Here is a 12903-nt window from a genome sequence, read left to right as displayed (position 1 = left end):
CGTGGTTACAACTGGTGATAACCCGACAGGAAACGCTCAAATTTACTCAGCGACATCTCAATATCGTCAATACGCGGCAGCGTCACGATGCGGAAATGATCCGGCCACGGCCAGTTGAACGCCGTTCCCTGAACCAGCAGGACTTTTTCCTGCAGCAGGAAGTCGAGCACCATCTTCTGGTCGTCATGAATATTGAAGCGCTTAGCATCAATTTTCGGGAACATATACAACGCGCCGCGCGGTTTTACGCAAGAGACGCCGGGTATGTCATTGAGCAGTTCCCAGGCGCGGTTGCGTTGTTCATACAGACGCCCACCAGGCATGATGAATTCGCTGATGCTCTGGTATCCGCCCAGCGCGGTCTGAATGGCATGTTGGGCCGGAACGTTGGCGCACAGGCGCATAGACGCCAACATTTCAAGGCCTTCAATGTATCCCTTGGCGTGTTTCTTCGGTCCGTTCAGCACCATCCAGCCCTGACGGAAACCAGCAACGCGATAGGTTTTCGACAGGCCGTTGAAGGTGATGGTCAACAGGTCCGGCGCCATTGCGGCGATGGAGTGGTGTTCCGCGTCATCGTAGAGAATTTTGTCGTAAATCTCATCCGCAAAGATGATGAGGTTGTTCTGGCGAGCAATCTCAACAATCTCCATCAGCAACTCTTTAGAGTAAACCGCACCGGTTGGGTTGTTTGGGTTGATGATGACGATCCCACGTGTGCGCGGCGTAATTTTGGCGCGGATATCATCCAGGTCCGGGAACCAGTCTGATGATTCGTCGCATAGGTAGTGCACGGCATTACCGCCGGAAAGCGATACCGCTGCCGTCCACAGCGGATAGTCAGGGGCAGGAACCAGCATTTCGTCCCCACTGTTCAGCAAGGCCTGCATGGCCTGCACGATCAATTCGGAAACGCCGTTACCGATATAGATATCTTCTACGGTCACATCACGCATTCCACGGGCCTGGTAATGCTGCATGATCGCTTTACGGGCTGAATAAAGACCTTTTGAGTCGCAATATCCTTGCGCTGTTGGCAAATTGCGGATGACATCTACCAGAATTTCATCTGGCGCTTCAAACCCGAATGGTGCGGGGTTACCAATGTTCAGTTTCAGAACTTTATTGCCTTCTTCTTCCAGGCGCTTTGCTTCCTTCAGAACCGGGCCGCGAATGTCATAACAGACGTTTTCTAATTTGCTGGATTTTTCAATGGGGGACATGAACGTTGACCTTTTTAGCTGTGAATGCCACTCCCTGCCGTGGAAGTCAGCCCAGCACAATGTACTCCCACGACGGTTAGTTTTGAAGGGTCTTCAGTAGAAGATTTTGAAAAGGAGGGGGATTATAATTAACTGTTAATAACTAAATAATGCAATTATTACAGAATGATAATCTGTATTGTTGTATTTTTAAGGGTGTATGTTTTGCTGTTATGGTGTGGGTGTGGTGAATTGTCTGGTCAAAAAAAGTTGGTTCTGTAAAGCAAAAGGCAGCCGATATCCAGGCGGTATGGCGTGATTCGAAAATACTGAGGTTTCATCCGCGAATTCTGTTATCAGTCTGATCCTGACGTTGTGGGGTGTGAACCCATTGTTAAGTTTAATTAATGAATTGAGGGATTCTTAATTAATTATTATTTATTATTTAAACGACATCAAATTGAGTGGGCTAATAATACGAAAACCGATGCTCTGAGATAACACCAATTTGCCCGGAATTATTCGCGATAACACTTATAAATATAGTGGTTTTAGGTTAAGATAACTCCTATCAAATGGTGCGTAGTACGAATTTTACGATAATTCAAATGTTTGTTGGTTGTTCCTAACATACTGAAAAGTTAGTTTTTAATGTGTAAATTATTGTTCGTTAACTATTTTTTAAATTTACAAAATTTACATGTTTCCTATTAGTCAGAATCATCCAGCAGCTAAAAATACGGCTCTTTCTCGTTGCTATATTCCGATGAATATCACTGGTATTAAAATAGCTCAGAAAGAGAATTGTTTCGTTTGTTAAACCAAATACATCCTTATTTTCACTTGGTTACACTAAGCGAAACTGCAAGGGAGGCACATTACAAATGGAGTTGTTTGATTCCAAATGCACAGCATTAACCCGGTATGACCCGCGAGTAAGTGAAAAACTATGATAAATGCAAATCGTCCGATAATTAACCTCGACCTCGATCTGCTGAGAACCTTTGTTGCTGTTGCCGACCTGAATACCTTTGCGGCTGCGGCAGCTGCGGTATGTCGAACTCAGTCTGCGGTGAGTCAGCAAATGCAGCGCCTTGAACAACTCGTGGGGAAAGAGTTGTTCGCGCGCCATGGACGCAACAAACTGCTGACCGAACATGGTATCCAGCTATTGGGTTACGCCAGAAAAATACTGCGTTTTAATGATGAGGCATGCTCATCATTAATGTTTAACAATCTTCAGGGAGTGTTAACTATCGGTGCTTCTGATGAATCTGCCGATACCATACTCCCGTTTCTGCTCAACCGTATAAGTTCGGTTTATCCGAAGCTTGCGCTGGATGTGAGGGTTAAGCGCAATGCCTATATGGTGGATATGCTGAAGTCGCAAGAGGTCGATTTGGTGGTGACCACTAACCGTCCTGGCGATTTTGAGTGCCTGAATCTGCGCACCTCTCCAACACATTGGTATTGCGCGGCTGAATATATCCTGCAAAAAGGTGAGCCGGTACCGTTGGTTCTGTTGGATGATCCGAGTCCATTTCGCGATATCGTGCTGGCAACATTGAATGCTGCACAGATCCCGTGGCGTTTGGCGTATGTCGCCTCAACACTGCCTGCGGTTCGTGCTGCGGTAAAAGCAGGGCTCGGCGTTACTGCGCGTCCTGTTGAAATGATGAGTCCGGATTTACGCGTACTGGGCGCTGCCGACGGATTACCGCCATTGCCTGACACCGAGTATCTGTTGTGCTGCGATCCTTCGACGCAAAATGAGTTGGCTGAAGTTATCTTTAAGTCAATGCAGACCTATCAAAATCCTTGGCAATACAATCAGTTTACCCCTGAAGGGGGAGACGACTCGCTGATTGTTGAAGGCGACTTTGAGTAATGCGTCACAAAAATTCGTTTTAAAATGTAAGTGTAAAAAAGAGCCACTGATGATGAAAAAACATCCAGTGGCTCTTTTTTTATGCAAATATTGCCCGTTTATGTCATTTGCTATACTAAAACTTAACAAAATCAGGAGGTAAAAAAACAGCCTTGCACCAGGGCAAAAAATAAGCAGCAGAGTTGCTAATTATTTTCATGTTAAAAAACTAGAGAAATTGTTGCTGTTTTTTATGGTGAATTAACAAAAGCGTGTCACAGATCAAGAAAATACTCCCATTTAGGGGGAGGCATCTGGGTGAATTCCTGTCAAAATAGACGTGTATTATCTTTTTTACTTCACTACGGACACGATTCAACAACATTAAAAATGACCCATGATGCGATCGAAATGGGTTTAAAGAGCACTTTATGTTAATGAAGTTGGAACAGTGTAAAATAATGTGAGGAAACTTTTGTTAAAGTTGACAAAAGGTTATAGAAAGGAGTAAAAAACCCCATCAATTAGCTGTATAAAATGGTTTTTCACAGTGATTGTAAGGTTTTTTTTATTCCTCCCCATGAATCGATGTGGCGTTCATCTGCCGAAAAGAGCAGAGAATTTGGCGCTACTTTTGATGAGTAAGCAATGAGTATGTCAACATCCACTGAAATCATCGCTCATCACTGGGCATTCGCTATCTTTCTTATTGTTGCCATTGGCCTGTGCTGCCTGATGCTCGTCGGCGGCTGGTTTTTAGGTGGTCGCGCGCGCGCGAGATCTAAAAACGTGCCGTTTGAATCAGGTATCGACTCGGTCGGCACCGCCCGCTTGCGCCTGTCTGCCAAGTTTTATCTGGTAGCCATGTTCTTCGTTATCTTCGACGTTGAAGCGCTGTATCTGTTCGCATGGTCAACTTCTATCCGTGAAAGCGGTTGGATTGGCTTTGTGGAAGCTGCAATTTTTATTTTTGTGTTACTGGCTGGTCTGGTTTATCTGGTGCGTATTGGCGCGCTGGACTGGACGCCCGCGCGTTCACGCCGCGAGCGTATGAACCCGGAAACGAACAGTATCGCTAATCGTCAACGCTAACCGCGAGGCATTAAGATGGATTATACGCTCACCCGCATAGATCCTAACGGTGAGAACGACCGTTACCCCCTGCAAAAACAGGAGATCGTAACCGACCCCCTGGAGCAAGAAGTTAACAAAAACGTGTTCATGGGCAAACTGCATGACATGGTTAACTGGGGCCGTAAAAACTCAATTTGGCCATATAACTTTGGCCTTTCCTGCTGCTACGTTGAGATGGTGACCTCGTTTACCGCCGTGCACGACGTGGCCCGTTTTGGTGCGGAAGTACTGCGTGCATCGCCGCGTCAGGCTGACCTGATGGTCGTAGCCGGAACCTGCTTTACCAAAATGGCACCGGTTATTCAGCGCCTCTACGATCAGATGCTGGAACCGAAATGGGTTATTTCCATGGGCGCATGCGCCAACTCCGGCGGTATGTACGACATCTATTCTGTGGTGCAGGGCGTTGATAAATTTATACCGGTCGATGTGTACATCCCGGGATGCCCGCCGCGCCCAGAAGCGTATATGCAGGCTCTGATGCTGCTGCAAGATTCCATTGGCAAAGAACGCCGTCCACTCTCTTGGGTGGTTGGCGATCAGGGCGTTTATCGCGCCAATATGCAGTCAGAACGCGAGCGTAAACGCGGCGAACGTATTGCTGTAACGAATCTTCGTACACCAGACGAGATTTAATTTGCGCCTGTCGGCAGCAGCACTTCCTTCGCTTATCACTACATAAATAGCGCGAAGCACTGCCGACCACCACGGACCATTTGCAATGGTGAACAATATGACCGACTTAACCGCGCAAGACGCCGTATGGCAAACACGGGATCACCTTGATGACCCGGTCATTGGCGAACTGCGCAACCGTTTTGGGCCGGATGCCTTTACCGTTCAGGCGACTCGCACCGGGGTACCCGTTGTTTGGGTCAAGCGTGAACAATTACTGGAAGTTGGCGATTTCTTAAAGAGACTGCCAAAACCTTACGTCATGCTGTTTGACTTACACGGCATGGACGAACGTCTGCGTACGCACCGCGAAGGGTTACCTGCCGCGGATTTTTCCGTTTTCTATCACCTGATCTCCATTGAACGCAATCGCGATATCATGCTCAAGGTGGCTTTGTCTGAAAACGATCTGCGTGTACCGACTTTCACCAAACTGTTCCCGAACGCTAACTGGTATGAGCGTGAAACCTGGGAAATGTTTGGCATCGACATCGAAGGTCACCCGCACCTGACACGTCTGCTGATGCCGCATACCTGGGAAGGCCACCCGCTGCGTAAAGACTACCCGGCGCGTGCGACTGAATTCGATCCGTTTGAGCTGACTAAAGCCAAACAGGATCTGGAAATGGAATCACTGACCTTCAAACCAGAAGACTGGGGCATGAAGCGTAGTACCGAAAACGAGGACTTCATGTTCCTCAACCTCGGTCCTAACCACCCGTCTTCTCACGGTGCGTTCCGTATTGTGCTGCAGCTTGATGGCGAAGAAATCGTCGACTGCGTACCTGACATCGGCTACCACCACCGTGGCGCTGAAAAGATGGGTGAACGTCAGTCCTGGCACAGCTACATTCCGTACACCGACCGTATCGAGTATCTCGGCGGCTGCGTAAACGAAATGCCTTACGTACTGGCCGTTGAGAAACTGGCAGGTATCACCACGCCGGATCGCGTCAACGTGATTCGCGTAATGTTGTCTGAACTGTTCCGTATCAACAGCCACCTGCTGTACATCTCCACGTTCATTCAGGACGTTGGCGCGATGACCCCGGTATTCTTCGCCTTTACCGACCGTCAGAAAATCTATGACGTCGTGGAAGCGATCACCGGTTTCCGTATGCACCCGGCCTGGTTCCGTATCGGCGGTGTGGCACACGATCTGCCGCGCGGTTGGGACAAACTGCTGCGTGACTTCCTCGACTGGATGCCAAAACGTCTGGATTCTTACGAGAAAGCCGCGCTGCGTAACACCATCCTGAAAGGCCGTTCGCAGGGCGTTGCCGCTTACGGTAAGAAAGAAGCGCTGGACTGGGGTTGTACTGGTGCTGCGCTGCGTGCGACCGGTATTGATTTCGACGTGCGTAAAGCGCGTCCGTACTCTGGCTACGAAAACTTTGACTTTGAAGTTCCGGTTGGCGGCGGCGTGTCCGACTGCTATACCCGCGTGATGCTGAAAGTTGAAGAGCTGCGCCAGAGTCTGCGCATCCTTGAGCAGTGCCTCAATAACATGCCGGAAGGCCCGTTCAAAGCGGATCACCCGCTGACGACGCCGCCGCCGAAAGAGCGCACGCTGCAACATATCGAAACCCTGATCACCCACTTCCTGCAGGTTTCGTGGGGACCGGTTATGCCGGCAAACGAGTCCTTCCAGATGGTAGAAGCGACCAAGGGTATCAACAGTTACTACCTGACCAGCGATGGCAGCACCATGAGTTATCGTACCCGTATCCGTACCCCGAGCTATGCACACCTGCAGCAGATCCCGGTAGCGGTACGTGGCAGCCTGGTGTCCGACCTTATCGTCCATCTGGGTAGTATCGATTTTGTTATGTCAGATGTGGACCGCTAATTATGCACGAGAATCAACAACCACAAACCGAGGCTTTTGAGCTGAGTGCGGCTGAGCGTGAAGCGATTGAGCACGAGAAGCACCACTACGAAGACCCGCGTGCGGCGTCCATTGAAGCGCTGAAAATCGTTCAGAAACAGCGTGGCTGGGTGCCGGATGGCGCGATCTATGCGATCGCTGATGTGCTGGGTATCCCGGCAAGCGACGTAGAAGGTGTTGCCACGTTCTATAGCCAGATCTTCCGCCAGCCGGTAGGTCGCCACGTGATCCGCTATTGCGATAGCGTGGTGTGCCATATCAACGGCTACCAGGGGATCCAGGCTGCACTTGAGAAAAAACTCAACATCAAGCCGGGGCAGACGACCTTTGACGGTCGTTTTACGCTGCTACCAACCTGTTGCCTGGGGAACTGCGATAAAGGGCCAAACATGATGATCGATGAGGATACTCACGCTCACCTGACCCCGGAAGGCATTCCCGAACTGCTGGAGCGGTATAAATGAAAGACATTATCCGTACTCCCGAAACGCATCCGCTGACCTGGCGTCTGCGTGATGACAAACAGCCGGTATGGCTGGACGAATACCGTAGCAAGAACGGCTACGAAGGTGCGCGTAAGGCCCTGACCGGGCTGTCACCGGATGAAATCGTCAATCAGGTAAAAGACGCTGGCCTGAAAGGGCGCGGCGGCGCGGGCTTTTCCACTGGTCTGAAGTGGAGCCTGATGCCGAAAGACGAATCCATGAACATCCGTTACCTGCTGTGTAACGCCGATGAAATGGAACCGGGCACCTATAAAGACCGTCTGCTGATGGAACAGCTGCCGCACCTGCTGGTGGAAGGCATGCTGATCTCCGCGTTCGCGCTAAAAGCGTACCGTGGTTACATCTTCCTGCGCGGCGAATATATCGAAGCGGCTGTGCATCTGCGTCGCGCGATTGCTGAAGCAACCGAAGCCGGTCTGCTTGGCAAAAACATCATGGGCACCGGTTTCGACTTCGAACTGTTTGTGCACACCGGGGCAGGGCGTTATATCTGCGGTGAAGAAACCGCACTGATTAACTCCCTCGAAGGTCGCCGTGCTAACCCGCGTTCCAAGCCGCCGTTCCCGGCAAGCTCTGGCGCATGGGGCAAGCCGACCTGCGTCAATAACGTCGAAACCCTGTGTAACGTACCGGCTATCCTCGCGAACGGCGTGGAGTGGTACCAGAACATTTCGAAGAGTAAAGATGCAGGCACCAAGCTGATGGGCTTCTCCGGTCGTGTGAAGAACCCTGGCCTGTGGGAACTGCCTTTCGGTACTACCGCGCGTGAGATCCTCGAAGACTACGCGGGCGGCATGCGCGATGGCCTGAAGTTCAAAGCCTGGCAGCCTGGCGGCGCGGGTACTGACTTCCTGACCGAGGCTCACCTCGATCTGCCGATGGAATTCGAAAGCATCGGTAAAGCAGGCAGCCGTCTGGGTACCGCGCTGGCAATGGCCGTCGACCATGAGATTGGCATGGTTGGGCTGGTGCGTAACCTCGAAGAGTTCTTTGCCCGCGAGTCCTGCGGCTGGTGTACGCCGTGCCGTGACGGTCTGCCGTGGAGTGTGAAAATTCTGCGCGCGCTGGAGCGTGGCGAAGGCCAGCCTGGGGATATCGAGACACTTGAGCAACTGTGTCGTTTCCTCGGCCCGGGTAAAACCTTCTGTGCACACGCACCGGGTGCGGTGGAACCGCTGCAGAGCGCCATTAAATATTTCCGCGAAGAATTCGAAGCTGGCATCAAGCAGTCCTTCAGCAATACCCATCAGATTGGTGGTATTCAGCCGAACCTGTTGAAAGAGCGCTGGTAATTGCGGGTTTACCCCTGCATCGCGATAAGTAATTCGATTAACGCTTAGTCCCTGACTAAGATAACTGGAAGCATGCTGACTATGGCTACGATTCATGTAGACGGCAAAGAATATGAGGTCAACGGAGCGGACAACCTGCTGGAAGCTTGTCTGTCTCTCGGCCTTGATATTCCGTACTTTTGCTGGCACCCGGCGCTGGGAAGCGTCGGTGCTTGCCGCCAGTGTGCGGTGAAGCAATATCAAAACGCGGAAGACACGCGTGGTCGCCTGGTGATGTCTTGTATGACACCGGCCACCGAAGGCACCTTTATTTCTATTGATGACGAAGAAGCGAAGCAGTTCCGCGAAAGCGTCGTGGAGTGGTTGATGACTAACCACCCGCACGACTGTCCGGTCTGTGAAGAAGGCGGTAACTGCCACCTTCAGGATATGACCGTCATGACCGGTCATAGCTTCCGTCGCTATCGCTTCACGAAGCGTACTCACCGCAACCAGGACCTGGGGCCGTTCATCTCTCACGAAATGAACCGCTGCATCGCCTGCTATCGCTGCGTGCGTTACTACAAAGATTATGCGGACGGCACAGATCTGGGCGTTTATGGCGCACATGACAACGTCTACTTCGGTCGTCCGGAAGACGGTACGCTGGAAAGCGAATTCTCTGGTAACCTGGTCGAAATTTGTCCGACCGGCGTCTTCACCGATAAAACGCACTCCGAGCGTTATAACCGTAAATGGGACATGCAGTTTGCGCCGAGCATCTGCCAGCAGTGTTCCATCGGCTGTAACACCAGCCCGGGCGAGCGCTACGGTGAACTGCGTCGTATCGAAAACCGCTACAACGGTACCGTTAACCACTACTTCCTCTGCGACCGTGGTCGTTTTGGCTATGGTTACGTGAACCTGAAAGACCGTCCGCGCCAGCCGGTACAGCGTCGTGGCGATGACCTGATCACGCTGAACGCCGAACAGGCGATGCAGGGCGCGGCAGATATTCTGCGTCAGTCGAAGAAAGTGATTGGTATCGGCTCCCCGCGCGCCAGCGTTGAAAGCAACTTCGCGCTGCGTGAGCTGGTCGGTGCGGATAACTTCTATACCGGTATCGCCCAGGGCGAGCAGGAACGTCTGCAGCTGGCGCTGAGCGTGCTGCGTGACGGTGGTATTCATACTCCGGCACTGCGTGAAATCGAGTCTTACGATGCGGTTCTGGTGCTGGGCGAAGATGTCACCCAGACCGGCGCGCGCGTTGCGCTGGCAGTGCGTCAGGCGGTGAAAGGTAAAGCTCGCGAAATGGCGGCGGCGCAGAAAGTGGCCGACTGGCAGATTGCGGCAATCCTCAACATCGGCCAGCGCGCTAAGCACCCGCTGTTCGTTACCAACGTCGATAACACCCGTCTGGATGATATCGCTGCATGGACCTACCGTGCACCGGTTGAAGATCAGGCACGTTTAGGTTTCGCTATCGCCCACGCGCTGGATAACAACGCCCCGGCGGTTGACGGTATCGATCGCGATCTGCAGAACAAAATTGACGTTATCGTTCAGGCACTGGCCGGTGCTAAGAAACCCCTGATTATTTCCGGCACCAACGCCGGCAGCGCCGAGGTGATTCAGGCGGCTGCCAACGTGGCGAAAGCGCTGAAAGGCCGTGGCGCAGACGTCGGCATCACCATGATTGCTCGCTCTGTTAACAGCATGGGCCTGGGTATGATTGGCGGTGGCTCCCTTGACGATGCGCTGACCGAGCTGGAAACAGGCCGTGCTGACGCCGTTGTGGTACTGGAAAATGACCTGCACCGCCATGCTTCAGCAACGCGTGTGAACGCCGCGCTGGCGAAAGCCCCGCTGGTACTGGTCGTTGACCATCAGCGTACGGCGATTATGGAAAATGCCCATCTGGTGCTTTCTGCCGCAAGCTTCGCCGAAAGCGACGGTACGGTGATTAACAACGAAGGCCGCGCTCAGCGTTTCTTCCAGGTTTATGACCCATCCTACTACGACAGCAACACCGTCATGCTGGAAAGCTGGCGCTGGCTGCACTCGCTGCACAGCACTGTGCAAAGCCGTGAAGTGGACTGGACGCAGCTTGACCACGTTATCGATGCGGTCGTTGAGAAGCTGCCGCAGCTGGCGGGTATTAAAGATGCCGCGCCGGATGCAACCTTCCGTATTCGTGGACAGAAACTGGCACGTGAACCGCACCGCTACAGCGGTCGTACCGCAATGCGCGCCAACATCAGCGTACACGAACCGCGCCAGCCGCAGGACAAAGACACCATGTTCGCTTTCTCGATGGAAGGGAACAACCAACCGTCTGCGCCGCGTTCACAAATTCCGTTTGCCTGGGCACCAGGCTGGAACTCCCCACAGGCGTGGAACAAGTTCCAGGATGAAGTGGGCGGTAAACTGCGTCATGGCGACCCGGGCGTGCGCCTGATCGAAGCATCTGCGGGGGGGATGGATTACTTCACTACCGTTCCGGCGAGCTTCCAGGCTCAGGATGGTCAGTGGCGTATCGCGCCGTACTACCATCTGTTTGGTAGCGACGAAATGTCCCAACGTGCGCCGGTCTTCCAGACCCGTATGCCGCAGCCGTACATCAAACTCAACCCGGCTGATGCCGCGAAGTTGGGGGTTAATGCCGGTACGCGCGTTTCTTTCAGCTACGATGGCAACACGGTTACGCTGCCGGTTGAAATCGCTGAAGGATTAACGGCAGGGCAGGTTGGTTTGCCGATGGGTATGCCTGGCATCGCGCCGGTTCTGGCAGGTGCGCGTCTTGAGGATCTGCAGGAGGCACAACAATGAGTTGGATTACACCCGATCTGATTGAGATCCTGCTGAGCATTCTCAAAGCGGTGGTGATCCTGCTGGTGGTGGTCACCTGCGGGGCATTCATGAGCTTTGGCGAACGTCGTCTGCTGGGTCTGTTCCAGAACCGTTACGGACCGAACCGTGTTGGCTGGGGCGGTTCGCTCCAGCTGGTTGCGGACATGATCAAGATGTTCTTTAAAGAAGACTGGATCCCGAAATTCTCGGATCGCGTCATCTTTACCCTGGCACCAATGATCGCCTTCACCTCGCTGCTGCTGGCTTTCGCCATCGTGCCGGTGAGTCCGAACTGGGTGGTTGCTGACCTGAACATCGGGATCCTGTTCTTCCTGATGATGGCAGGCCTCGCGGTCTACGCGGTGCTGTTCGCCGGTTGGTCAAGCAACAACAAATACTCGCTGCTCGGTGCGATGCGTGCATCTGCGCAGACGCTGAGCTATGAAGTGTTCCTCGGGCTTTCCCTGATGGGCGTGGTGGCGCAGGCCGGTTCATTTAACATGACCGACATCGTCAACAACCAGGCTGATATCTGGAACGTAATTCCGCAGTTCTTTGGTTTTGTCACCTTTGCCATCGCGGGCGTGGCGGTGTGTCACCGTCACCCGTTCGACCAGCCAGAAGCCGAGCAAGAACTGGCCGATGGTTACCACATTGAATATTCCGGTATGAAATTCGGTCTGTTCTTCGTGGGTGAGTACATCGGTATCGTCACCATTTCTGCACTGATGGTTACCCTGTTCTTCGGTGGCTGGCATGGCCCGTTCTTACCGCCATTCGTCTGGTTCGCGCTGAAAACCGCGTTCTTCATGATGATGTTCATTTTGATTCGTGCGTCGTTACCGCGTCCTCGTTATGACCAGGTAATGTCCTTCGGCTGGAAAGTTTGTCTGCCGCTGACGCTCGTCAACTTGCTGGTAACGGCGGCTGTCATTCTCTGGCAGGCGCAATAAGGGACACAAAGACCATGACCTTAAAAGAATTGTTCGTAGGTTTCGGCACCCAGGTACGTAGTATCTGGATGATCGGCCTGCATGCGTTCGCGAAACGCGAAACGCAGATGTATCCGGAAGAGCCGGTCTATCTACCGCCCCGTTTTCGTGGTCGTATCGTTCTGACCCGCGATCCGGACGGTGAAGAGCGCTGCGTTGCCTGTAACCTGTGTGCGGTAGCGTGTCCGGTAGGCTGTATCTCTTTGCAAAAAGCAGAGACCAAAGACGGCCGCTGGTATCCGGAGTTTTTCCGCATTAACTTCTCACGCTGCATTTTCTGCGGTCTGTGCGAAGAAGCCTGTCCGACAACGGCTATTCAGCTGACTCCAGATTTCGAGCTGGGTGAGTACAAGCGCCAGGACCTGGTTTACGAGAAAGAGGATCTGCTGATCTCCGGTCCGGGCAAATACCCGGAATATAACTTCTACCGGATGGCAGGTATGGCAATCGACGGCAAAGATAAGGGCGAAGCAGAGAACGAAGCCAAGCCTATCGACGTCAAGAGCCTGTTACCGTAA

The 12903-nt window shown here is 52.5% G+C and carries 10 protein-coding genes; 9 read left to right on the top strand and 1 reads right to left on the bottom strand.

The genetic code is table 11. The features are described 5' to 3' along the window. Positions 1 to 5: 5 nt before the first annotated feature. Positions 6 to 1223 (bottom strand): alanine transaminase AlaA, encoded by a 1218-nt coding sequence (gene alaA / locus E1B03_RS18380; RefSeq protein WP_005129483.1) that lies wholly within the window; start codon positions 1221 to 1223, stop codon positions 6 to 8. Positions 1224 to 2151: 928 nt separating this feature from the next. Here alaA and lrhA point away from each other — a divergent pair. The 9 genes from lrhA (at position 2152) to nuoI (ending at position 12903) form a co-directional block, all read left to right on the top strand. Beyond that, on the top strand, positions 2152 to 3090 hold the full coding sequence (gene lrhA / locus E1B03_RS18375; RefSeq protein WP_016153838.1) for a transcriptional regulator LrhA: 939 nt from the start codon (positions 2152 to 2154) through the stop codon (positions 3088 to 3090). A gap of 627 nt (positions 3091 to 3717) precedes the next feature. Continuing rightward, complete coding sequence (nuoA, locus tag E1B03_RS18370; protein WP_003028077.1) at positions 3718 to 4161, top strand: NADH-quinone oxidoreductase subunit NuoA; 444 nt, start codon at positions 3718 to 3720, stop codon at positions 4159 to 4161. A gap of 15 nt (positions 4162 to 4176) precedes the next feature. After that, on the top strand, positions 4177 to 4839 hold the full coding sequence (gene nuoB / locus E1B03_RS18365; protein WP_003028075.1) for an NADH-quinone oxidoreductase subunit NuoB: 663 nt from the start codon (positions 4177 to 4179) through the stop codon (positions 4837 to 4839). 85 nt (positions 4840 to 4924) lie between these two features. Then, positions 4925 to 6727, top strand: a complete 1803-nt coding sequence (gene nuoC, locus E1B03_RS18360) for an NADH-quinone oxidoreductase subunit C/D (RefSeq protein ID WP_103770365.1) — start codon at positions 4925 to 4927, stop codon at positions 6725 to 6727. A gap of 2 nt (positions 6728 to 6729) precedes the next feature. After that, on the top strand, positions 6730 to 7230 hold the full coding sequence (gene nuoE / locus E1B03_RS18355; protein WP_003028069.1) for an NADH-quinone oxidoreductase subunit NuoE: 501 nt from the start codon (positions 6730 to 6732) through the stop codon (positions 7228 to 7230). After that, positions 7227 to 8564, top strand: coding sequence for an NADH-quinone oxidoreductase subunit NuoF (nuoF, locus tag E1B03_RS18350; RefSeq protein ID WP_103770366.1), 1338 nt, complete (start codon positions 7227 to 7229; stop codon positions 8562 to 8564). The genes nuoE and nuoF overlap by 4 nt, the downstream gene beginning before the upstream one ends. Before the next feature lie 81 nt (positions 8565 to 8645). After that, positions 8646 to 11372 (top strand): NADH-quinone oxidoreductase subunit NuoG, encoded by a 2727-nt coding sequence (nuoG, locus tag E1B03_RS18345; RefSeq protein ID WP_133086710.1) that lies wholly within the window; start codon positions 8646 to 8648, stop codon positions 11370 to 11372. Continuing rightward, positions 11369 to 12346, top strand: a complete 978-nt coding sequence (gene nuoH / locus E1B03_RS18340) for an NADH-quinone oxidoreductase subunit NuoH (protein ID WP_003028063.1) — start codon at positions 11369 to 11371, stop codon at positions 12344 to 12346. Before nuoG ends, nuoH begins: the two co-directional genes overlap by 4 nt. A gap of 14 nt (positions 12347 to 12360) precedes the next feature. Further along, positions 12361 to 12903, top strand: coding sequence for an NADH-quinone oxidoreductase subunit NuoI (gene nuoI / locus E1B03_RS18335; RefSeq protein ID WP_003028062.1), 543 nt, complete (start codon positions 12361 to 12363; stop codon positions 12901 to 12903).

Origin of the sequence: Citrobacter arsenatis (genome assembly GCF_004353845.1) — a bacterium.
Taxonomy (GTDB): Bacteria; Pseudomonadota; Gammaproteobacteria; order Enterobacterales; family Enterobacteriaceae; genus Citrobacter; species Citrobacter arsenatis.
The sequence above is the reverse complement of the archived record's forward strand: the minus strand, read 5'-3'. Positions and strand labels throughout refer to the sequence as shown.

Bases quoted from the DNA above. Each gene is read 5' to 3' on its own strand.
- nuoB (WP_003028075.1), top strand. From the start codon at position 4,177: ATGGATTATACGCTCACCCGCATAGATCCTAACGGTGAGAACGACCGT.
- lrhA (WP_016153838.1), top strand. From the start codon at position 2,152: ATGATAAATGCAAATCGTCCGATAATTAACCTCGACCTCGATCTGCTG.
- alaA (WP_005129483.1), bottom strand. From the start codon at position 1,223: ATGTCCCCCATTGAAAAATCCAGCAAATTAGAAAACGTCTGTTATGAC.
- nuoF (WP_103770366.1), top strand. From the start codon at position 7,227: ATGAAAGACATTATCCGTACTCCCGAAACGCATCCGCTGACCTGGCGT.
- nuoI (WP_003028062.1), top strand. From the start codon at position 12,361: ATGACCTTAAAAGAATTGTTCGTAGGTTTCGGCACCCAGGTACGTAGT.
- nuoH (WP_003028063.1), top strand. From the start codon at position 11,369: ATGAGTTGGATTACACCCGATCTGATTGAGATCCTGCTGAGCATTCTC.
- nuoG (WP_133086710.1), top strand. From the start codon at position 8,646: ATGGCTACGATTCATGTAGACGGCAAAGAATATGAGGTCAACGGAGCG.
- nuoA (WP_003028077.1), top strand. From the start codon at position 3,718: ATGAGTATGTCAACATCCACTGAAATCATCGCTCATCACTGGGCATTC.
- nuoE (WP_003028069.1), top strand. From the start codon at position 6,730: ATGCACGAGAATCAACAACCACAAACCGAGGCTTTTGAGCTGAGTGCG.
- nuoC (WP_103770365.1), top strand. From the start codon at position 4,925: ATGGTGAACAATATGACCGACTTAACCGCGCAAGACGCCGTATGGCAA.